The organism is Paenibacillus sp. UNC451MF (assembly GCF_000686845.1).
Lineage (GTDB): Bacteria > Bacillota > Bacilli > Paenibacillales > NBRC-103111 > Paenibacillus_S.
Genome location: NZ_JMLS01000048.1, coordinates 1 through 21,134, shown reverse-complemented (window position 1 = coordinate 21,134; position 21,134 = coordinate 1). Strand labels below are relative to the sequence as shown.

The 21,134-nt window shown below is 45.9% G+C and carries 20 protein-coding genes; 16 read left to right on the top strand and 4 right to left on the bottom strand.

The genetic code is table 11. The annotated features are described in order from the left end of the window. Positions 1-131: 131 nt before the first annotated feature. A complete protein-coding gene (locus BP97_RS0129830; RefSeq protein WP_028552387.1) occupies positions 132-1,142 on the bottom strand; it encodes an ABC transporter substrate-binding protein in 1,011 nt (336 codons plus the stop codon). 279 nt (positions 1,143-1,421) lie between these two features. Between BP97_RS0129830 and BP97_RS0129825 the strand changes: the two genes are divergently transcribed. From BP97_RS0129825 to folE, 8 genes are all read left to right on the top strand, one after another. Continuing rightward, complete coding sequence (locus BP97_RS0129825; protein ID WP_028552386.1) at positions 1,422-1,844, top strand: GNAT family N-acetyltransferase; 423 nt, start codon at positions 1,422-1,424, stop codon at positions 1,842-1,844. Positions 1,845-2,113: 269 nt separating this feature from the next. After that, positions 2,114-2,674 carry a DUF402 domain-containing protein gene (locus BP97_RS0129820; RefSeq protein WP_028552385.1) on the top strand — a complete coding sequence of 187 codons (561 nt, stop codon included), beginning with the start codon at positions 2,114-2,116 and terminating at the stop codon, positions 2,672-2,674. 1 nt (position 2,675) lies between these two features. Beyond that, the gene (gene lepB / locus BP97_RS0129815; protein WP_036746786.1) at positions 2,676-3,272 is read left to right on the top strand and encodes a signal peptidase I; all 597 of its coding nucleotides are present in this window, start codon (positions 2,676-2,678) and stop codon (positions 3,270-3,272) included. Positions 3,273-3,297: 25 nt separating this feature from the next. Further along, positions 3,298-4,473 (top strand): tRNA epoxyqueuosine(34) reductase QueG, encoded by a 1,176-nt coding sequence (queG, locus tag BP97_RS0129810; RefSeq protein WP_028552383.1) that lies wholly within the window; start codon positions 3,298-3,300, stop codon positions 4,471-4,473. Then, entirely contained in the window at positions 4,445-4,966 is a 522-nt protein-coding gene (locus BP97_RS37875) for a methylated-DNA--[protein]-cysteine S-methyltransferase (protein WP_036746785.1), read from the top strand. The genes queG and BP97_RS37875 overlap by 29 nt, the downstream gene beginning before the upstream one ends. 82 nt (positions 4,967-5,048) lie before the next feature. Beyond that, a complete protein-coding gene (locus BP97_RS0129800; protein WP_028552382.1) occupies positions 5,049-6,083 on the top strand; it encodes an HD-GYP domain-containing protein in 1,035 nt (344 codons plus the stop codon). Between the two features lie 91 nt (positions 6,084-6,174). Next, the gene (locus BP97_RS0129795) at positions 6,175-6,405 is read left to right on the top strand and encodes a YneF family protein (protein WP_028552381.1); all 231 of its coding nucleotides are present in this window, start codon (positions 6,175-6,177) and stop codon (positions 6,403-6,405) included. Between the two features lie 143 nt (positions 6,406-6,548). Beyond that, positions 6,549-7,139, top strand: a complete 591-nt coding sequence (gene folE / locus BP97_RS0129790; RefSeq protein WP_028552380.1) for a GTP cyclohydrolase I FolE — start codon at positions 6,549-6,551, stop codon at positions 7,137-7,139. Positions 7,140-7,208: 69 nt separating this feature from the next. On the opposite strand, the gene BP97_RS0129785 is transcribed toward folE, so the two are convergent. Then, on the bottom strand, positions 7,209-8,231 hold the full coding sequence (locus BP97_RS0129785) for an alpha/beta hydrolase (protein ID WP_028552379.1): 1,023 nt from the start codon (positions 8,229-8,231) through the stop codon (positions 7,209-7,211). 325 nt (positions 8,232-8,556) lie between these two features. On the opposite strand from BP97_RS0129785, the gene BP97_RS0129780 reads away from it, so the two are divergent. Together BP97_RS0129780 and BP97_RS0129775 are read left to right on the top strand one after the other, a co-directional pair. After that, complete coding sequence (locus BP97_RS0129780) at positions 8,557-8,790, top strand: hypothetical protein (protein WP_028552378.1); 234 nt, start codon at positions 8,557-8,559, stop codon at positions 8,788-8,790. Positions 8,791-8,993: 203 nt separating this feature from the next. Next, positions 8,994-9,737: an IclR family transcriptional regulator gene (locus BP97_RS0129775; protein ID WP_028552377.1), complete on the top strand. Its 744-nt coding sequence runs from the start codon at positions 8,994-8,996 to the stop codon at positions 9,735-9,737. An 86-nt stretch (positions 9,738-9,823) separates the two neighbouring features. Here the strand turns inward: BP97_RS0129775 and BP97_RS37870 are convergent, their stop codons facing one another. Further along, entirely contained in the window at positions 9,824-11,572 is a 1,749-nt protein-coding gene (locus BP97_RS37870; RefSeq protein WP_051621052.1) for a methyl-accepting chemotaxis protein, read from the bottom strand. 196 nt (positions 11,573-11,768) lie between these two features. Continuing rightward, a complete protein-coding gene (gene acnA / locus BP97_RS0129765) occupies positions 11,769-14,474 on the bottom strand; it encodes an aconitate hydratase AcnA (protein WP_028552376.1) in 2,706 nt (901 codons plus the stop codon). Positions 14,475-14,912: 438 nt separating this feature from the next. On the opposite strand from acnA, the gene BP97_RS0129760 reads away from it, so the two are divergent. The 6 genes from BP97_RS0129760 (at position 14,913) to BP97_RS0129735 (ending at position 20,745) form a co-directional block, all read left to right on the top strand. Then, positions 14,913-15,932 (top strand): amidase domain-containing protein, encoded by a 1,020-nt coding sequence (locus BP97_RS0129760; RefSeq protein WP_028552375.1) that lies wholly within the window; start codon positions 14,913-14,915, stop codon positions 15,930-15,932. Between the two features lie 67 nt (positions 15,933-15,999). Next, positions 16,000-17,151: a D-alanine--D-alanine ligase gene (locus BP97_RS0129755; RefSeq protein WP_028552374.1), complete on the top strand. Its 1,152-nt coding sequence runs from the start codon at positions 16,000-16,002 to the stop codon at positions 17,149-17,151. Between the two features lie 47 nt (positions 17,152-17,198). Next, on the top strand, positions 17,199-17,519 hold the full coding sequence (locus tag BP97_RS0129750) for a hypothetical protein (protein ID WP_028552373.1): 321 nt from the start codon (positions 17,199-17,201) through the stop codon (positions 17,517-17,519). A gap of 160 nt (positions 17,520-17,679) precedes the next feature. Beyond that, positions 17,680-18,666 carry a UV DNA damage repair endonuclease UvsE gene (gene uvsE / locus BP97_RS0129745; RefSeq protein ID WP_028552372.1) on the top strand — a complete coding sequence of 329 codons (987 nt, stop codon included), beginning with the start codon at positions 17,680-17,682 and terminating at the stop codon, positions 18,664-18,666. A gap of 194 nt (positions 18,667-18,860) precedes the next feature. Further along, positions 18,861-19,631, top strand: a complete 771-nt coding sequence (gene fabI, locus BP97_RS0129740) for an enoyl-ACP reductase FabI (protein WP_028552371.1) — start codon at positions 18,861-18,863, stop codon at positions 19,629-19,631. A 247-nt stretch (positions 19,632-19,878) separates the two neighbouring features. Further along, entirely contained in the window at positions 19,879-20,745 is an 867-nt protein-coding gene (locus BP97_RS0129735; RefSeq protein WP_028552370.1) for an inositol monophosphatase family protein, read from the top strand. The last annotated feature ends 389 nt before the right edge of the window (positions 20,746-21,134 follow it).

Here is a 21,134-nt window from a genome sequence, read left to right as displayed (position 1 = left end):
GTTATCAATGTTACAATAATTATACCATATTAACGCGGTGCTGTATTGAATTAACTGAACAAAAGAAAAGCTGTCGAGACTTACTTTCTCGACAGCCTGAGAGGGCATTTCGCCCTCTTTTTTTCATGCTTCTATTTCTTCAGAACCATTTTCTCCAAATCGTCCATCATTAAATTAGCGGAGATAATACTACCGGAAGAGTTCCAAATATCGTCGCTGACTTTATATACATTGCCTTTCTTCACTACGTTCAGGTTTTTCCACAGCGGATCATTGGTCCATTCCTTCTCGACTTGACTCGCTTCTTGCTTGTCGTTATCCCAAGTATAGTAGAACAAAATATCGCCTTCCATATCAGGGATTCGTTCTTTATTGATTTCATCTGCGAACGTTTCTTTGTTTTGCGCTTGAGGGCGTTGGAAGCCAATTTTCTTAAGCATGAATCCTGCAAATGTATCGTTAAAGTAGAGGCGAGTTTTACCAGGAATAAAACGCACTAGAGACACTTTCATGTTCAGCTTGTCGCCGGCTTTGGTTTTGAATTCCGCAATACGTTGGTCCAGCTTGCCAAGCAGCTGATCGCCTTCGGCTTTTTTATTCAAAGCTTCTGCATAAAGCTTGAAATTCTTTTGCCAGTCGGCATTAATTTTTTCAGAAAATACGGTTGGTGCGATTGCGGATAGTTGAGCGTACACTTTTTCTTGGCGCAATTTATTACCGATGATCAAGTCGGGCTTAAGTTTGGCGATTGCCTCTAGGTTAGGCTGATTCTCATCGCCGACAACTTCTACGCCTTCCAGGTCTTTCTTAATATGATCATAGAAAGGAGTCCCAGACCAAGATTTAACGGCTCCGACAGGCTTAATGCCAAGCGATAGCAGTACTTCAGTCCCTTCATTAGTCAGAACAACAATTCTTGACGGCTTCCCTGTAATCTTGGTTTCTCCCATAGCGTGTTGTACGGTGTAAGAGGTGCTGCTGGCTGTTTTATCAGGCTGATTCGTAGGTGCTGGGGCGGTTCCGCTTCCGCCTTCTTTATTAGTAGTGCTTTGGCCGCAGCCTGCCAGAAATATAATCACACTGAGTAAGGATAAGAGCCATACGGAAGGTTTTTTTAAACCCTTGGTTTTGGCAAAGAACAAGACAGATCTCCCCTTAAAAATATTAATAATGAAAATCATTCTCAATGATTTTACTTATTATTTCCTTTGATGTCAATAGAGATTAAGCAACAAAATGATCGCTAAAAGTGGCGAAATAGGGAGTAAATGTAATGAAAACGCTTTAAAAACAGCGCTTTCAACGTTTTTTTAATATTTTATGAAGAAATTTTGAGTTTTTTTCGAAGATTTAGAAGGAATTTTGCGAGATTTGTCGTATTTTTAAATATAACCATATCAAGCCGCGGGGAGAGTTCAAAGATGCTGGTTCGTTCCTTTCAATTGTCCGATTACGTATCCGTTACCGAGCTGTTCAAGAACGTATTGTCAGAAGCCTGTTATGAGGAGACCATGGAGGCATTTGCTAGGCAGCTTTCGTGGGATAGTGAGTTGGTGCTTGTCGCTATTGAGAACGATCAAATGGTGGGTGTCATTGTAGGAACAATAGACAACCATAACGGCTATTATTACCGTATTGCAGTCAGCCAGGAATACCAACGCAGAGGAATCGGAAAAGCATTAATTGAATCGATGAGACAACGGTTTGTTCAAAGAAAAGTACGACGTATCCTGATTACGGTGGACGTGCACAATGAAATGGTTCTACCGGTATATGAATCGGCAGGGTACCAGGCGGAAGACTTTTCACGGACCACGCATCGCTTGAGTATAGTGAACGGCTAATACGCCGATGAGAATGAGCAATTAATACAGCACGGATATCTTCGGCATAGCCCGCTTGCGTCAAGCAAAGGCTGTGCTTTTTTGTTTTTATGAACTATTTTTCAACAAAAGCAACTGGGAGACTTCCCTGGATTTGGGGGAGGCTCTTGAAAGCCATCGAACATAAGTTTATGCTATAACAAAGATTGCTTTCATGACGAACATCCGGTGAATTTCGTTTATTAAGGACACCGGTCGACCGTACGTTAAAATAGAAGGGTTTGGACCTCATGGCGACGTTTTCTTCCTATATAATAAAAAGCTTCAAGCATGATGGGCATTTGCATCGGACATGGCTGGAAAATGCGCGTGTACCCGAATCTCTTCTTCGTGAGCCGCACAAAGCGGAGTCCATGCTGGTCCTTATCAACAGTCAGACCAAGATCATCGAAGCGGATGGGAAGGAATGGGTTAGCCGGATTCCTGGTGTCTCCTTTTTCATCCCTAAACAGTGGTTTAATGTTGTCGCTTTGCTTGAGGACTCCGGTGTACGTTATTACTGCAATATTGCTTCTCCTCCCTATGTTAACGGTAACGTCATTACTTATATAGACTATGATCTGGATGTTATACGGATGCCTGGAGGCGCTGTGCATATCGTGGATCAAGAAGAGTACGAGCGGCATAAAATCTGCTATCATTACTCCTCTATTGTAGATACTAAGGTCAAACAAGGACTTCAGGATTTACTGCAGCGGGTCCAGCAGGGCCATGCGCCTTTTAACGAGGATTGGGTGCTGGACTATTATCACCAATGGGAAAAGTGGAAGGATGAAGGATCGGAGGCGTAGCATGGGCTTGTTCTCTCAGAAGAAGACGGAACGGGAGATGGTCGGAGATTCGTTAACCGTCGATCATCAGGCCGGCTTTTTAGCCGAAGTATGGGAATGGATGAAATCTGTTGTCGTGGCTCTGCTGATCGTACTGCTAATCCATCAATACGGGTTTCATCTTTCCACGGTAAAAGGTGCTTCCATGCAGCCGACGATTGAGGAAGGCGAATGGCTGTTCATCAATAAAACAATACTTTGGATCAGCGGCCCAAAACGCGGTGATATCGTTGTGGTGAAAGAACCGGACGGGAGTGAGACGGAACACCCTTATCTTGTGAAAAGGGTCGTAGCCGTAGCAGGCGACGAAGTATATATACGGCAGGGCAAACTGTTCGTGAATGGGGAAGAAACGGAGGAGGCCTACACGGATACACTTATTGAAGATGGCCGATTCGATTCATATAAAGTAGAAGAAGGACATGTTTTCGTAATGGGGGACAACCGACATCGCCATGCGAGCTACGACAGCCGCAGCTTTGGTGCTGTTGCTTTGAGCCAAGTGGAGGGTCGTGCGGAATGGATCGTGTGGCCGGTAGCTAAGTGGAAGGACCTCTAATATGTTATTTCAGGCGGTGAGGTGAATGCCGATGGGCGCGGCAGAGATAAGCAACATGGATTGGCAGCAGCTGAAGCGTGACATGCAGGAGGCGGCATCACAACTTGGCATTGATAAAATAGGCATCGCAAGCGCAGAGCCCTTCGTGGAGTTGAAATCGATACTGCTGAGGCATCGGGAGCAGGGCTTCGAATCCGGCTTTGAGGAACCGGACCTTGAGAAGCGAACGGAACCGTCTCTAAGCCTTGCGGAACCCCAATCGATTATTTCCATCGCCATCGCCTACCCTTCGAAGCTTCCACATGTCCCCAAGTCTGAGCCTGGAGCTTATCGAGGGATGCTTTCCCGCTCCGCTTGGGGTGAGGATTACCATCATGTGCTGCGAAATCGCCTCCAGCGCCTGGAAGCATGGATTCGTGAACGGGTGCCTGAGGCACGAATGGAGAGCATGGTTGATACCGGAGCTCTTGTTGACCGAGCTGTAGCGGAGCGCGCGGGGATTGGCTGGAGCGGTAAGAATTGCTCTATTATTACCCCCGAATTCGGTTCATGGGTTTACTTGGGAGAAATGATTACGAATCTCCCGTTGCCGCCGGATGCGCCGGTTACGGAAAGCTGCGGCGACTGTACGCTCTGTATCGACGCTTGTCCGACGGGGGCGTTGGTTGGTCCGGGTCAATTAAATTCGCAGCTATGTATCTCCTTCATCACGCAGACCAAAGGGCATGTGGAGGACGACACGATAAAAGAGAAGATTGGCAATCGTCTGTATGGATGTGATACATGCCAAATCGTATGTCCAAAGAACAAAGGCAAGAATTGGACGCATCATCCTGAGCTGCAGCCGGACCCTGAGCAGGCGAAGCCGCTTTTGCTGCCCTTGCTCGATATTAGCAATCGTGAGTTCAAGGAGCGGTTCGGTACGAGCGCAGCCTCATGGCGTGGCAGGAAGCCGATCCAACGCAATGCAATTTTTGGGCTGGGACATTTCAAGGATCAGGAGGCAGTTCCTGCTCTGAAGAGACTTCTGAAGCAGGACGAGCGGCCAGAGATTCGCGGTGCTGCGGCATGGGCGTTGGGTAGGATAGGTGGAGAGGAAGCGTATCAGGCTATTTCTATTGCCATGGAACGGGAACAAGATGAAGTCGTCATTAAGGAGCTGAACAAAGCTTATGCCCGACTTGAACATAAATTACATTGAAATTCAGTCACCGATCGGACCCTTGGTGTTGGCTGCAGCGGGCGAACGATTGTGTCATATTGAATTCGGTTCATTTGCCGATGCAGGATCCAAGCTTGAGACGTGGTCCAAACGATGGTATGGTTCTTCACAGTGGAGCTGTACTCCATCGCCATTGCTTGTGGATGCGGAGAAGCAGATGGAGCAATATTTTGCTGGCGAACGGAAGGTATTCGATATTTCATTGGATTTGCGCGGAACGCCGTTTCAGATTAAGGTTTGGGAAGCATTGACTCGAATTCCGTATGGACAAGTATGCTCGTACAAGGATATTGGACAAGCCATTCAGTCTGAGAAGGCCGTCCGCGCTGTCGGCGGTGCTAATAACCGCAACCCGGTTCCTATTATCGTCCCTTGCCATCGCGTTATTGGCGCTGATGGCTCTTTGGTTGGATACGGTGGAGGATTGAATGTGAAAATACATCTACTTCAGCATGAAGGCTATGCGGTATAATGAAAAGGAAAGTTTTCCTATGGAAAACTCAGCCTATGCTTACGAAGAAAGTTTTCCTTCGGAAAACTCTTAGGAGAGAACAATGAGATACATACATATCGACAGCATCGAACCGGGGCAGTATCTAGGGCGAACCATTTTTTCGGGAAACGGCGCCATACTGCTCTCCGAGGGCGTACAGCTCACGGTTTACATGATCACTACCTTAAAGAGAATCGGCGTCACCATGCTCTATATTAAAGATCCACAGTTTGAGGATGTGGAGATTGTCGACATGGTTTCTGAAGAAACGAAGCGAGCCGTCATGCAAAGGATGGGGGAAACGTTTGAGTCGATCCGTTCGGGAAAAGAGGTCAATACACGCGCTATCAACGGCAGTATAGACAATTTGCTCGATGAAATCATGAAGAACAAAGAGGTACTGATTCAATTGTCGGATATCAGGACCAAGGACAATGAATTGTATGTGCATGCGCTTAATATATGCATGATGTCCGTATTAATCGGCATCCACATGGGGCTGCCTAACCAGCAATTGCGGGAACTAGCTATCGGTGCCATGCTTCATGATATCGGTAAAATCGAATCCATTGCCGATGACGAATCGGATGATCTGCGTAAGCATCATACTTGGCGCGGGTTTGAAATGCTGAAGAATAAACGCGAATTAAGTTTGCTCATTGCTCACGTAGCCTTTCAGCATCATGAGAGAATAGACGGAGAAGGTATTCCGAGACAGCTTCCTGGAGATCAAATTCATCTCTATGCTAAGATTGCGGCGGTTGCAAACACATACGATAACTTATTATTCGATTTATCCCTGGGACGGCGCATGCTGCCTCATGAAGCCTGTGAGCACATGATGGCTCTTGCGGGAACAGAGCTGGATCGTGAAATAGTGATTCACTTTTTGCGTACAGTATCCGTATACCCAACTGGGGCATCTGTGAAGCTCTCCACAAAAGAGACCGGAGTTGTTGTAGGACAGCATAGAGGACTGCCAGGCCGTCCGGTTATACGCGTAATAAAGTCAGATATGGCGGACCGTGAGCTTGAGGTCAAAGAGATTGACTTAGCCAAATATACGACCGTTTTTGTTGATCAGGTGCTGATGTAAACAGCGGCAGGATAAAATATGTATTTGTATGAATGACTAGTATTTGCTATTATGTACAATGATAACTTCCTTATGAGGTGAAAAAGCAGCGATGTGGTGGAACTATGTAATTCCAATTGTAACTTTAATTGTAGGGGCAGTAGGGGGATTTTTTGCCGGTGTCTACTATTTGCGTAAACAACTAGAAAGTATGCAGAATAACCCGGAAATGCTTCAAGAAATGGCAAAAAAAATGGGCTACAACATGAATAAACAGCAATTGCAAAAAGCTCAGCAAATGATGAAGAACCAGAACTTCGGAGGCAAGACAAAAAGAAGATAGGCAATAGGGCTTTGTTCGAAGCCCTGGCAATTATGCTCATTTACTATACACGAAACTCAGATAAGAGCGAGAAGTAAGAAGCACTAAGGAATATCTTACGGACAAGCTTCGCATAAAGCGGAGCTCTGAGGAGGGAATCAAGCATGCCGGCTAAAGAATACAAAAACACCCGAGTTACAGAAAACCGGGAGTTAATAGAAGGTCATATCAGTGAAATTTTGCGTCTGATCGGTGAGGACGTTGATCGCGAAGGACTGCTCGATACCCCTGCTAGGGTAACCCGGATGTACGAGGAAATTTTCGCAGGTTATGAAGCCGATTACAAGGACATTCTCGGCGTAGCATTCGATGAGAAGCATGAAGAGCTAGTTATTGTAAAAGATATCGTGTATTACAGCCAATGTGAGCATCACATGGCTCCATTCTTCGGAAAAATCCATATCGGCTACGTGCCTAGCGGCAGAATCGCCGGACTTAGCAAGTTCGCGCGACTAGTGGAAGCTATTACGCGCAGATTGCAAGTACAGGAGCGTATTACTTCGGAAATTGCCGACATTATCGATGAGGAGCTTGCTCCTCATGGCTGTATGGTAGTTGTTGAAGGCGAGCACTTGTGTATGTGCGCTCGCGGTGTCAAGAAGCCAGGCAGCAAGACGGTCACTTCGGCTGTTCGCGGATTATTCCGTAAGGACCCGGCAGCTCGTGCTGAGTTCCTATCGCTTCTCAAGCAATAATGAATAGCAAAATCCCCCTTTTTGTTGGATTAACCAGCAAGAGAGGGGGATTTTTTTGCCTATTGGCTGTTACTGCGCAGCCTCCAACTTGTCGTGGGAAGAAGATAAAGTTCTCAGAAAGCCCATGGTGAGGCTTAAATAAGTTTTAGGATGTGCTCTGTAGATCAACTCATGACTATCCTTAGGCAGAAGCCATAGCTGCGAGCCAGAATTCGGCGGTTGGTTTTGAAAAATCTCCTGTGCCATTTCATATGGTGCCTTCAAGTCTTGTTTACCGTGAATAAAGAAAATAGGGATATTGTACTTGGTCTCTTTGACCTGATTGTACGGAATCTGATTTAAACTCACCCCATTAATTAACGGGAAGAACAAATAGACGAGCGGCTGGGTTGGAAACTTAGGCAGATCGGCAACCTGCTTCATATTGTGATAAACCGTATCAGGTTCTAGTATGAATGTGCTATCCAGGATCATACCATCGATATCATCGCTCAGCAAAGCGGCTTGCAAAGCCGTTCCGGCCCCCATAGAGAAGCCCCATACATACACTTGCTTTGCTCCATGCTCCCTTGCATATTTTACAGCACCAAGCAGCTCCTGCGATTCACGAATGCCCCCGGTCACACTTTCCTTGGGTTGGACAAAACCATAGTCGAACATTACGACATTATAATTTTGTTGATGCAGCTCTTTGGCCAGATCATAGAGAGGAACCCATATTTCTTCGCGGTTTCCGCCATATCCATGAGAAAATACAACTGTTTTGGTAGAGGCTGTCGATCCGGCAGCTGGGATATACCATCCATCAAGAATCGAGCTATTGTTAAGACTCGGGAACTGGATATTCTGATACGAAACGCCAATAGCGGCGGTCGGATTAGATTTTAACGGATCAATATGCGGCCGGGCCAGCGTCCAAGCAATGTATGCATGAAAAGCCATGACCAGACTGACAAATAGGAGCAGAGCCGATAGAAGGATGATCAGAATACTTTTGACTCTTCGTCTGGCAATGGAGGGCTGTTTGACAGCGATTTCAACTTGAGTTGTAGCAGTAGTTAAAGGAACAGGAGACATAGGGTTCGGTTCCATCGAAATCCCTCCTTTATAGTCTTAGATGACTTGGGTACGAGTAACTCATTTCCATACGGAGAAATAGGGATGGACGTTCATGACTTTACTCTTAATTCTATAGTAAAATGCCAGTGCTATAGCCGTCAATTGTCCGCGAAAAATGTAAACTAGCTGTAATATGGATGTAACAATAGAAAGGAAATACCTCCTTTAAAATGGTTAATATGCAATATAATTCATGTAATTAATAGAATTGACCTTATGATTCGTTTTCCGGATTCAGTCCTAAAGCTTGTTTGTATGAATACAATAATTACAATCAACAGCAAATGGGGGAGAGACAGTGAAGCGGAAAATGGCCAAATGGGGAGGCAGGCTACTTTATTGTCTTCTAATGATTTGTATCCCGTTGATCATTTACTTTGAAATTCAGGGCAGGCTGCTTGCGGGTATACTTCTGGTCGTTCTAATGTTTGTTATAGCTATGAGTAGGCTGTGGTTGTCAGAGTACGAAGACGAGAGTCTGGATGCGCAGAACAGCAATTCATCTCGAATGCGCTCGACAGACAAGGGATAAAAGGACTAAGAAAATAGCCCCTGATCTGCTTTGGTCAGGGCTGTTTGTGTGCCAGAATGGGGAAAGTAGAAGGAAGTCGTTTGATTGGTGTTAATAGGAGCGCTGGATGGATGAATTATATACTTTACGATACGAAGGGATATGAGTTATACTATACGTAACTAAGTTTCATCAAGTGAAACCGAAAGTTGAGGGAATAGCAGATGGAAGATGGCAAATTAACGGTACGTGCGGTGGAACGCGCGTTAGATATATTGCTTTGTTTTGCAGATTCATCGGATTTAAGTTTAACGGAAATAGCATTACGTGTATCGCTGCATAAAAGCACGGTGCATAGGCTGCTGGCCTCTTTGGAAGGCAAGGGCTTCATCATACGTGATCCATCCTCGGATAAGTATCGGCTTGGCTTCCGCATATGGGAGCTGTCCGCCAATTTGACGCATAGCGATGATCCTGCACAGATCTTCTTGCCGGAAATGGAACGGCTTCGCGACCAGCTTGACGAAACCATCAGCCTATACGTCAGCGATCGTTTTGAACGCGTACGTGTCCAAGCTGTACAGAGCAATCAGGCCATTCGGCGTGTAGCCCCAATCGGTGCAAGAATGCCGCTGTATGTAGGTGCATCGAGTAAGATCCTCGTTGCATTTGCAGAGCCTGAGGTACAGGAAGCGCTGCTGACAAGCCCAGGCTGGCCGGCAAGTCTGGATCAAGGATCCTTTAAGCAGCAGCTGGCTGAGGCGAAGATGCTTGGTTTCGCGACAAGCGTAGAGGAGCGGGAACCCGGCGCTGCGGCTGTAGCAGTGCCCATATTGAACGGGGCGCATCGACTTGTCGCCGCCCTTGCGGTGAGTGGCCCATCCAACCGTCTTACCTTGGAGAAAATGATGGAGCATGCGCCGGTTCTAATGGAAGCGGCTCGACGCATGGGTAAGATGGTTATATAAAAGAGATAACGCAGCGGTCGATGGATAGTTCCAAAGGCTGCTGCGTTATTTGCTTGTGTAAGGCGTGGCTGCGATTAGATCTATTACTAGTGATTTATTTTGAACTGGCTCACCGAGTCTGCCAAGTCCTGTGCGATCTTGCTTAACGCGTGAGCGGATGACGCGATTTCATCGACGGAAGCTAGCTGCTCCTCCGTTGAAGCGGCGACCGTCTGAGAAGCTACGGCTGCATGCTTGGCGATGCCGCCCATTTCTGTAACCGATGCCGATACCTCTTCTGAGCTTGCCGCCATTTGCTGTGCTGCCGCGGCAACCTCTTGAATTTTTTCGGAAACCATCTGAGACGCTTGAACAATAAGCTGAAACTTTTGATTGGCGTCCTGCACCGCATCCATTCCTCCATGCACCTGCGCCAAGCTTTGGTTCATAGTACCCACAGCCTTCAACGTATCCTTCTGAATTTGCTCAATAATGTCACTAATTTCTTGAACGGACCTCGTAGATTGTTCGGCTAACTTCTTCACTTCACCAGCAACCACGGCAAATCCACGTCCGTGCTCGCCAGCTCTTGCCGATTCAATAGCGGCGTTAAGGGCCAGAAGGCCGGTTTGCGCCGCTATATCTCCGATGAGGCTGATAATATTCCCGATACTGTCGGAGTGCTGTGCGAGCTGTTTAATGTCCTCACCGGCTTGTTCTACGGAATCGCTGATGGTTTCCATTCGCTGGATAACGCCTTGAATGGATTGATTACCGAGATCAGCTTGATTGGATGCTTCGAGGGACAGCTCAGATACCTCTGAGCTTGTTTCGGCTATCCGCTGAATACCCACAGCCATTTCTTCCATCGCCCGGCTTGACTCCTCGCCGCTCTGCACCTGATTCTCAGAGTCGTGAGCAACCTCCTGAATGGATAAGGCAATATGCTTGCTAGCTTCTGCACTTTGCTCGGAGCTTGCCAATAATTGCTCAGAGGAAGCAGCAACGATGGAGGAGGTATCTTGAATGTTCAGTATGGTTTGCTTGAGATTATTGACCATATGGTTCAACGAGGTGACCAGCAATCCAATCTCATCTTTATTTCTTACATGAACCTTTTCAACGGTTAGATCGCCTTTAGCTACTTTTTGCAGTTGCTCCGAAACAATCCGGACCGGTCTTGAAATATTTCTTGTGATGACAAAGGCCAAGCCTACCCCTAATAAGACGGATAAGATCATAATGGCAACCGAGCCAGTTAACGCTGAACTGTAGATAGTTTGGCTTTCATTTTTTGCTTGGATGGCTCCGTTATGATTAAGCTTAACGAGAAGATCTATTTTTTGCTGCATTTTGTCAAAATGCTCTTGTGATTTATCGATAATAGCATCGATTTCTTTACCTTTATTACCGGAACCGGTAATAAGATTCACTTCCGTCGAGAGGGTTATGGCCTCGGTAAATACCTTGCGATAATTATTCCATTCGTTTTCAAGGGATTCGAACAACTTTTGATCTTCATCGCTGACAAAGCTCTTGCGGTACCGAGCGAAAGATTGGTCAATGGCTTCGAAGGATTGATCCGATTTTTGAATGAGCTGAGTTTTTTGGGTGGAATCCGGTTCGCTCATGATGGCGAATTGCGAGGAGAGAACATGCTCCGTCAAGTAGTTAATATTATTAATCGTTTCTACACCTTCAAGCCAAGAGCTCGTAATCTCATTTGTTTTCGACTGTACAAGTGCAATTTTATTTAACCCTGTAAAGCCCATAACCATCAGTAGTATCAGCATCAGAGTAAAAGAAAGGTACAGCTTTTTACCGACGGATAGAACAAGCAATTTTTTCAGCCACATATGTTTAGTCTCCTCTGGTGTCAATATGTAAATAAGATTTCGTTATTTTATCGACTACTTTAGAAGGATAATGAATAAGTGACTTGAAAAATAGGACAAAGTTCTCATTCATAGGCTGGGTAGAACTTTAAACACGCCTTGAACGCAAAAAAAGCCCCGAAGGGGGCTTTTTCTGTAACTATAGTTAGGCTGAAACTTAAGCCATGATTTGACGCAATACAGTTTGCAGGATACCGCCATTACGGTAGTAGTCCACATCCACCATGCTGTCCAGACGAACGCTAACTTCGAAGGTGAAGCTGCTGCCGTCTTCACGTGTAGCTGTTACAGTGACATTTTGTCCTGGTTGTACATCGTTGTTCAAGCCAGAGATGTCGAAAGTCTCAGTACCTGTGATACCAAGTGTTTTCCAGCCTTGGCCTTCATGGAATTGAAGAGGCAATACGCCCATGCCCACGAGGTTGGAACGGTGAATACGCTCGAAGCTTTCTGCGATAACGGCTTTAACGCCAAGCAGGAATGTACCTTTAGCAGCCCAGTCACGGGAGCTTCCGGTTCCGTACTCTTTACCAGCGATAACAACAAGGTTAGTGCCTTGTTCTTGATATTTCATGGAAGCATCATAGATGGATTCCACTTCACCAGTCGGCAGGTAAGTTGTTACGCCACCTTCGGTACCAGGAGCCACTTGGTTACGAATACGGATGTTGGCGAATGTACCGCGCATCATCACGTCATGGTTACCACGGCGGGAACCGTAGGAGTTGAAATCTTCTTTCTTCACGCCATGCTCGATCAAGAATTTACCAGCAGGGCTATCCGCTTTGATGTTACCGGCAGGGGAGATATGGTCCGTTGTTACGGAATCTGCCAGCAATGCCAATGTTCTTGCACCTTTGATGTCGGCGATATCGGAGATACCTGCACCCAGGTTTTCGAAGAACGGAGGATTAGCGATATAAGTGGATTTTTCATCCCACTCGTACAGCTCGCCTTCCGGTACGTCGATCGCATTCCAACGCTCATTAGCACGGAATACGTTGGAATATTTATCACGGTAAATATCAGGGCTCATTGCAGTAGTGATCGCTTCTTGGATCTCATCTTTAGATGGCCAAATATCTTTCAAGTAAACCGGTTGGTTAGCTTGGTCGTATCCGATTGGATCGTTAGCCAGGTCGATGTTCACAGTTCCTGCCAAAGCATAAGCAACAACTAACGGCGGGGAAGCCAGGTAGTTAGCTTTTACTTGAGCGTGAACACGGCCTTCAAAGTTACGGTTACCGGACAATACAGCTGCTACCGTCATATCGTTGTCGGCAATGGCTTGACCTACTTCGTCAGGCAATGGACCGGAGTTACCGATACAGGTTGCACAGCCGTAGCCTGCTACGTGGAAGCCCAAAGCTTCAAGAGATTCCAACAAGCCTGCATTTTTCAAGTACTCAGTAACAACAAGGGAACCTGGAGTCAAGCTGCTTTTTACGTAAGCTGGTTTTTTCAAACCGCGAGCTACCGCTTTTTTAGCAACAAGACCTGCTCCTAGCATAACGCTTGGGTTGGAAGTGTTCGTACAGCTTGTGATAGCCGCGATAACAACAGCGCCAGTACCCATTTTAGTTACTTCGCCACTTGGATGTTTTACATCAACAACTTCTGCGATTTTTTCGTCGCTCAAGCCGTATCCGCCTTTTTCAATTGGCGTGCGAACGATTGAGTTGAACGATTCCTTCATAGCTGTCAGCTCTACGCGGTCTTGAGGACGCTTAGGACCTGCCAAGCTAGGTACAACGGAGGAAAGGTCAAGCTCAATTTTATCGGAAAATACAGGGTCTGGAGTTTCGTCCGTACGGAACATGCCTTGTGCTTTATAGTAAGCTTCAACCAATGCGATTTGATCTTCTTCGCGGCCAGTGCCTCTCAAGTAGTTCAAGGACTCGGAGTCAACTGGGAAGAAACCGATAGTTGCGCCATACTCAGGTGCCATGTTAGCTACAGTAGCACGGTCAGCCAAGCTGATATTGCTCAAACCAGGGCCGTAGAACTCAACGAACTTACCTACAACGCCTTTTTTACGAAGCATTTGAGTAACAGTCAGAGCCAAGTCAGTTGCAGTTGCACCTTCTGGCAATGTGCCTGTCAATTTGAAACCGATAACTTCAGGTGTTACGAAGTACAAAGGTTGTCCGAGCATGCCTGCTTCTGCCTCGATACCGCCAACGCCCCAACCTACGATACCAAGACCGTTGATCATAGTTGTATGGGAGTCTGTACCTACGAGAGAGTCAGGATATACTTCCATTTCGCCATCTACAACTTTAGTAGCTGCTACGGATGCCAGGTACTCCAAGTTAACTTGGTGAACGATACCTGTTGAAGGAGGAACAGCACGGAAGTTATCAAATGCCGTTTGTGCCCAACGCAAGAAACGGTAACGCTCTTCGTTACGCTCAAATTCAATATTGATGTTCGTGTCCAAAGCGCTTGGAGTTCCGAAAGCATCAACCATAACAGAGTGGTCAATAACCAAATCTACTGGAACCAGTGGGTTAATCCGTTTAGGATCTCCGCCGGATTTTTTCATGGTATCTCTCATTGCCGCCAAGTCAACGACAACCGGTACGCCGGTGAAATCTTGTAGAACGATACGTGCAGGAATGAAAGGAATTTCTTTCTCTTCACGTTCTTTTGCCCAGTTGGCAATTTGTTTTACATGCTCAGGAGTGATTGCTCTGCCGTCGAATTGGCGGACAGCTGCTTCCAGAAGCACTTTAATGGAGAAAGGAAGTGCGGAAATGTTGCCAAGGCCTTGCTCTTCAAGTCCAGGCAAGCTGTAATATTGGTATGTTTTACCTTTTACATCAAGCGCTTTGCGGACCGAGTAATGGTCTTTTTTAGCCATGAGTGTTTATTCCTCCTTAGGTAGTCAAAAGTAAGCTGAAACCACAAAATGTTTCACTTGATGAAACATGATTTCATAATTGCTATACACTAAGTATACATGCTGAATGGCCCTACGTAAAGGTCAAATTCAATCATTTTTGGCACCAATTGCTCATATATTGAGAGTGATAAACAGGTGCGTCAGAGCATGTCCCATCTGCCTTTTGGATAACTATTCAAGGCATTAGACTTGTTGTTGTTCATACCGGGGGCTGCCTCCAGAAAAAGGGATATCTAAACTCCTTTCGATGCAGAAGAGAAGTTTATCCGAAATCCCCTAGAACGGTAGCTTTAGACGCATATCGGATGTCAGCTTGATGCGAGTTATAGCTCTTATGGTTTGCTTTAGTTCTGGGGGATTTCAGTCAGCCATTTCATATTAATGGAGGTAGCCCGCATGTCATGGAAAACAACGCTCTATGATTATGTTCATCACAAAAATCAAATGGATATGGATTATTCTGTTGAGCCTTTGCTGCCTTTTGTAACAGATAGAAGCTATTTGCAAGCTCAGATTAAACGGCTGGCTCGAACGTCGCATTCCGATCAAGATCGATGTTTCTTTCCAGCTAAAAGCGAGACCCGACTGTCGATATTGCATGCGCATGAACAAGCGGAGAAAGTGATCGCTAATATCAGGCTCCGTCGTACATCGGTAGGTTCTATCGGAACACAGGATCATGAAGAGCAACGACTGGAAACTGAGCGAGTTCAACTAGAAGAGCTGGACGGCAAATGGTATATCGTAAGCATTGAAGCGCTTGGCTCAGAGCGGAATCAGCTTCACTCTGCTGGTCAAGAAGGCTCGTATGAGACTTCGGAATATGTTAATGATTACGGCACAGCCAAATCCCCGTCCATGCCTTATTTGAATTATAATATCCTCCCTTATTTGGAGCCGGGGAACAGGAAAGCGGTCTATGACCGTGCCAAAGCCGTACAATATGCAGATATGTGGTGGGATAAAGGAAACCCGGCCTATATTGAATTTGAAGTTGATTGCAGCAATTATATATCCCAATGCCTCTTTGCAGGCGGGGCGCCAATGCACTATACTGGGAAAAGGGATTCCGGATGGTGGTACAAGGGCCGTTATAACGGTCAAGAGTTATGGAGCTATAGCTGGGCTGTCGCTCATGGTCTGCAGCGATATCTATTGTTGAATCGCAATGGTCTGACCGCTGAGGAAGTGCCTCAAGCTGAGATGTTGGAGCTAGGCGACGTTATAAGCTATGACTGGGACGGCAACGGCCGCTTTCAGCACAGCACGATTGTGACGGCCAAAGACGAGAACGGCATGCCATTAGTCAATGCACATACCACGAGCAGCTTCCACCGTTATTGGAGCTATAAGGATTCAGTAGCCTGGACGGAACGAACCCAATACCGGTTTCTTCATATTGCCGATCTCCTGTAAATGATATTCTTCCTCGAGATTAGCGATTTTACTATGCAGTGAATGACATATCCATTCGGAGGTTATTATGAAAGACAAAATTCGCGTCGGCTTAGTTTACGGAGGAAAGTCGGGGGAGCACGAAGTGTCCCTACAAACAGCTATGGCCGTAATCCAAGCGTTCGATATGAACAAATACGAAATTCAACCATTTTACATAACGAAGCAGGGCGAGTGGCGCTCAGGGCCTATGCTCAATGGACCGGTTCAAAATGTTGCGGCACTGACCTTTCAGGATGAGGCGGATCCAGCTCAGTCCTTTGCGCTCCAGCCCTTCTTTGCGTCGCTTCAGCCGGAAGACAAGGCTTCGGTGAGCTCAGTAGCGGCTGCTAATCCATCAGCAGGTGGGGCATCCCAACAGCTTGATGTCGTACTTCCGCTTCTTCATGGTACTTTCGGCGAGGATGGTACAATTCAAGGCCTGCTGGAAATGGCTAACATCGCTTACGTTGGAGCTGGTGTACTAGCTTCCTCCGTTGGCATGGACAAAGTTATGATGAAAAAGGTATTTGCCCAAGAAGGACTCCCACAATGTGTCTTCCGTCATTTTACGAAAACTCAATGGGAGAAGGATCAGGCGTTCTTTCTAATGGAAATTGAGATTTCCATAGGCTATCCTTGCTTTGTCAAGCCTGCTAATCTTGGTTCCAGCGTTGGGATCAGCAAAGCCAAAAACCGGGATGAGCTGGTTGCAGCTATCCAAACGGCGTTCCAATTCGACCGCAAAGTTATTGTTGAGGAAAACATCGATGCCCGGGAAGTCGAAGTGGCTGTGCTTGGCAATGATGATCCTAAGGCCTCGGTAGTAGGAGAAATCGTCTCATCCAATGAATTTTATGATTATAAAGCCAAATATATTGATGGAAAATCATCCATGGTTATTCCTGCACAGATTCCGCAAGAGCTGTCGGATCAAATCCGTGAGCTGGCAGTCCGCGCCTTCCAGGCTGTGGATGGGTCAGGCTTGTCCCGCGTAGACTTCTTTTTAAGAAGAGAAGACAATCTGATTTATATTAATGAGATCAATACGATGCCTGGCTTTACTCCGTACAGTATGTATCCTCTGCTGTGGAAAGAAACTGGTAAATCCTATCAGCAGCTGCTGGACGATCTTATTACTCTTGCATTGCAGCGTTATGAGGAGAAGCAACGGCTTCAGTATTCTTTCGACGTAGAATAAGTATGCTATCCTAAACGGCACTTAACACTTCATAAGGAGGACCACGAATGGGATTTCAAACGGAATTTAATTCTGTCTGTAAGTTCAAATCCGAACAGGAGCTGTATGAGCTTTTGGAATACGGTAGAGGCAAAATGGTAAAAAGCGGCTTCCGTGTATTTCCGACAGGACAGATGGTTATTGCTTATTCACCCGACAATAAAGCAATCGCAATCGTAAAAATCGTAGCTTCTATCGCAGAAATAAACTTTCAGGGCGAGGAAGTGACTCAAGTCGAAATGGAGCTTGTGCGCAGACTAACTGAGGAAGAAGCGCGGGTTCAAACCGCTTTAGCCCATGAAATGTTTTTTGGCCTGAACCATTCATAATTTCAGTACATTAAGAACATCTTTCCGTACGGGAAGATGTTTTTTGTTTTGTCCGACAACTTTTCAAAAGAAGGGACAATTCCCATTCCTCATAGCCCGGTCGGGTTAAGGGTAACCTAGCTTCTAGTTTAAGTTCATGACTAGGAGTGTGAATAGCTCTATGATCGTTCGTCTTGGCTATGTTGCGATGTCGATGTTCGTATCCAATGCGTCCCCTTCCAAAACCATGACCGCAACGAACTTCAACAAGCTGGAGGATAGAGAAGCTGCGATTCGTAAGCTTGAACGGATAGCCATGGAAAATATCCACAACACTCTCAGACTATTGAAGCATAACCGGGCTTATGATATCGAGATGTACCGCTGCTCCTCCAAGCTGATTCCCCTTCTCGGTCATGAGTCGCTCGAGGGCTGGGACCCGATGCCAGTTCTGCGCGACAGCTTTAATGAGCTTGGGAGCTATGCAAAAGAACATGCCATGCGGCTCAGCTTTCATCCGGATCATTTTACTGTGTTAAGTACCCCGCGTGAGGAGGTGCTTCGCAACTCCTTAGGAGATTTAGATCGTCATGTGACTATGCTGGAGGCTATGGGGCTGGACGAATCGGCCAAGTGCAACATCCATGTGGGAGGCACCTATGGCAATAAAGCAACGGCTACCAATCGATTTATAGAAAGATTCACTAATCTCCCTGGCCGAATTAGCCGTCGACTAACACTCGAGAACGATGACAAAACCTTCACTGCATTAGAGACGCTGCAAATATGCGAGGAAGTTGGAGCACCCATGGTGCTAGATATTCATCATCATCAGGTGAATCATGAAGAAGGACAGGAAGAGCCGGCGGAGCTGTGGCCTCGTGTTCTGCATACATGGCGCAATGAAAAAGCACAAGCCTCGGATCAACCGCTGCCGCCTAAAATCCATGTCTCCAGCCCGAAGAATGACAAAGACCCGAGAAGCCATGCCGACTATATTGACGCACCGGTTTTGCTTGCTTTTCTTCAATCTGTTGCACCGCTCACTCCGAGGCTGGATGTAATGATCGAGGCCAAAAAGAAAGACGAAGCTTTATTAAAGCTTATGGAGGATCTAAGCGTCTATGAAGGCGTTAAAGTATTGAATCAAGCGTCTTTTGAGGTTTGATTCAAGCAGTAAATGGGAATAGCAAAGCCTAATTTCCGTTGTACTTTTAAGCCATAGGGTGAAAAACGATGATAGGTCTCTTTTTGTTCAGGTTCATGCTTTTCTCTCTTGAAATATTGGTAAAAATGGGGTACTTTGAGAATGAAGTAAGATTGACAAGCCTCATTTTATTTCGGAGAGGGGACTTTTGTTTCATGACTCAACTATTGAACGGTAAAAATATACTGGTTATGGGTGTTGCCAATGATCGCAGTATTGCATGGGCTATTGCCCAGTCTTTGGCTGCACAAGGTGCGCGTTTGGCTTTTACTTATGAAAGCGAGAGAGTAGAGGAACGCGTACGCAAACTGGCTGATACGATTCCAAACTCTGTAGTTTTGCCTTGCAACGTAACGGTAGATACGGAAATCGAGACATTGGCTTCAGCAGTAAGAGAGCACTTTGGTGTATTGCACGGACTAGTACATAGTATTGCGTTTGCTAAAACTGAAGAGCTTGAAGGCTTGTTCGTAGGTACCTCGCGTGACGGCTTTGCTTTGGCTCACGACATTAGCGCATATTCTCTTGTAGCTGTTGCACAGCGCTTGTATCCTCTGATGACAGAGGGCGGCAGCATCATGACAATGACTTATCTGGGTGCTGAACGCGCAATGAAAAACTACAATGTTATGGGTGTAGCCAAGGCGGCATTAGAAGCAAGCGTACGTTACTTAGCGAATGATCTTGGTCAATATAATGTGCGCGTCAATGCGATTTCTGCAGGACCGATCCGTACCCTTGCCGCAAAAGGCATTAAAGATTTCAATTCCATCTTGAGAACAGTAGAAGAGAAGGCTCCTATGAGACGCACAACGGAAGTGGCGGAAGTAGGGGATACGGCGATGTTCCTCATGAGTCATCTTTCACGCGGAATTACTGGCGAAGTTATTTACGTAGATAATGGCTATCATATCGTAGGCGTATAATTTATCCGAAAGTACAGGACCCTTTTGCGAATGCAGCAGAAGGGTTTTTGTATTTACGGGAATCTGGTTTGCCTTGGGCTTCAATGTTCTTCCATAAGTAAGGCCAAGAACCGGGGAAGTTTGTTGATTTGTCATAAACACCAGCATTATTTGGGTGAAACTCTGTAGCTTTTAAACCGTATATTAACTATACTGATTGTAATTGCAAACCCTTTATTTATAAGGGAAGAAAAGGAATGATTCTAAAATGGCTAACGAAAGCAATACATCCTTTATTGTAGGAAGTAAAAATTTTACCGCTGTGGCCATTAATACCGCATCCAAAGCTGGTGAATGGATCCAGAGCAAATTAGGGGATTTCAACAGCTTACATATGAAATATTCCCCTCATGATCTTGTTACGGAAGTGGACAAGGGTGCTGAGACGATGATTCGCAACTTAATACAAACTCATTTTCCGCATCATTCCATTCTTGGCGAGGAGGGCGTTGAGCCTGGCCCCGCAGCTTCAACCAAAGCTTTGGAAGAAGTAAGTGATGCCGAGTATTTATGGATTGTAGATCCGCTGGATGGTACGACTAATTTTGTGCATGGGTTTCCATTCTTTAGCGTTTCGATTGCTCTTGCTCACAAAGGTGAAGTCATTGTCGGTGTAGTGTACAACCCGATTCATGACGAGCTGTTCGTAGCGGAAAAAGGCAAAGGCGCTTATGTCAAAGGAAGACGGATGCGTGTATCCTCGGAGAGCAAGCTGTCCGATAGCTTGATTGCCACGGGATTCCCTGCCGATCGTTCACACGCGCTGCCTATTAACCTTCAAGGTGTTCAGGCCCTTACTCCAAAAGTACGCAACATCCGTGTCGCCGGATCTGCGGCTTTGCATATGGCTTATGTTGCGGCCGGACGGCTTAGCGGGTTTTGGGAAATAGGGTTGAATTCCTGGGATATTGCAGCTGGTTCATTGTTAATTAGTGAATCGGGAGGAACGGTTACTGATACTTCAGGTAATCCCTATACATTAGGAGTTCGCAATATCTTGGCTTCGAATGGACATATCCATAATGAGTTTCAACAGGAGCTGGCTGCTGCTCAAGCTATTGGTGTCAGCACGTAGTCAACGTTGGAAAAGACACAGCCTCAGACGGATCCGGTCTTTATGGATTTTGTCTTGAGGCTGTAATTATTTCGGGAAGAATGGTTATAATAAAAAAATGCTATTAAGTACTTGCAATCTGTTTTTAATCGTGCTATATTGGTCTTCCGGCCAAAAGACAGGCTGGCTAGCAAGCAAAGCTTGAAAAAATAATTTCAAAAAAAGCTTGCAAGTGACGAAGGAATATGATATATTGAAATTCCGCGCTGCTAAATTGGATGCGGACAAGCAAGACAAAATAATGCAAGAATTGTCCTTTGAAAACTGAACAACGAGTGAATGTTTTAAAGAGAATGAAAATTCTCGCTAGCATTGAATTTTGAGCTTAAGACAAGCTCTGTTATACGATC

Excerpts from the sequence above, each read along its gene's own strand:
- BP97_RS0129825 (WP_028552386.1), top strand. The coding sequence starts at position 1,422 with ATGCTGGTTCGTTCCTTTCAATTGTCCGATTACGTATCCGTTACCGAG.
- BP97_RS0129820 (WP_028552385.1), top strand. The coding sequence starts at position 2,114 with ATGGCGACGTTTTCTTCCTATATAATAAAAAGCTTCAAGCATGATGGG.
- lepB (WP_036746786.1), top strand. The coding sequence starts at position 2,676 with ATGGGCTTGTTCTCTCAGAAGAAGACGGAACGGGAGATGGTCGGAGAT.
- queG (WP_028552383.1), top strand. The coding sequence starts at position 3,298 with ATGCCGATGGGCGCGGCAGAGATAAGCAACATGGATTGGCAGCAGCTG.
- BP97_RS37875 (WP_036746785.1), top strand. The coding sequence starts at position 4,445 with ATGCCCGACTTGAACATAAATTACATTGAAATTCAGTCACCGATCGGA.
- BP97_RS0129800 (WP_028552382.1), top strand. The coding sequence starts at position 5,049 with ATGAGATACATACATATCGACAGCATCGAACCGGGGCAGTATCTAGGG.
- BP97_RS0129795 (WP_028552381.1), top strand. The coding sequence starts at position 6,175 with ATGTGGTGGAACTATGTAATTCCAATTGTAACTTTAATTGTAGGGGCA.
- folE (WP_028552380.1), top strand. The coding sequence starts at position 6,549 with ATGCCGGCTAAAGAATACAAAAACACCCGAGTTACAGAAAACCGGGAG.
- BP97_RS0129785 (WP_028552379.1), bottom strand. The coding sequence starts at position 8,231 with ATGGAACCGAACCCTATGTCTCCTGTTCCTTTAACTACTGCTACAACT.
- BP97_RS0129775 (WP_028552377.1), top strand. The coding sequence starts at position 8,994 with ATGGAAGATGGCAAATTAACGGTACGTGCGGTGGAACGCGCGTTAGAT.
- BP97_RS37870 (WP_051621052.1), bottom strand. The coding sequence starts at position 11,572 with ATGTGGCTGAAAAAATTGCTTGTTCTATCCGTCGGTAAAAAGCTGTAC.
- acnA (WP_028552376.1), bottom strand. The coding sequence starts at position 14,474 with ATGGCTAAAAAAGACCATTACTCGGTCCGCAAAGCGCTTGATGTAAAA.
- BP97_RS0129760 (WP_028552375.1), top strand. The coding sequence starts at position 14,913 with ATGTCATGGAAAACAACGCTCTATGATTATGTTCATCACAAAAATCAA.
- BP97_RS0129755 (WP_028552374.1), top strand. The coding sequence starts at position 16,000 with ATGAAAGACAAAATTCGCGTCGGCTTAGTTTACGGAGGAAAGTCGGGG.
- BP97_RS0129750 (WP_028552373.1), top strand. The coding sequence starts at position 17,199 with ATGGGATTTCAAACGGAATTTAATTCTGTCTGTAAGTTCAAATCCGAA.
- uvsE (WP_028552372.1), top strand. The coding sequence starts at position 17,680 with ATGATCGTTCGTCTTGGCTATGTTGCGATGTCGATGTTCGTATCCAAT.
- fabI (WP_028552371.1), top strand. The coding sequence starts at position 18,861 with ATGACTCAACTATTGAACGGTAAAAATATACTGGTTATGGGTGTTGCC.
- BP97_RS0129735 (WP_028552370.1), top strand. The coding sequence starts at position 19,879 with ATGGCTAACGAAAGCAATACATCCTTTATTGTAGGAAGTAAAAATTTT.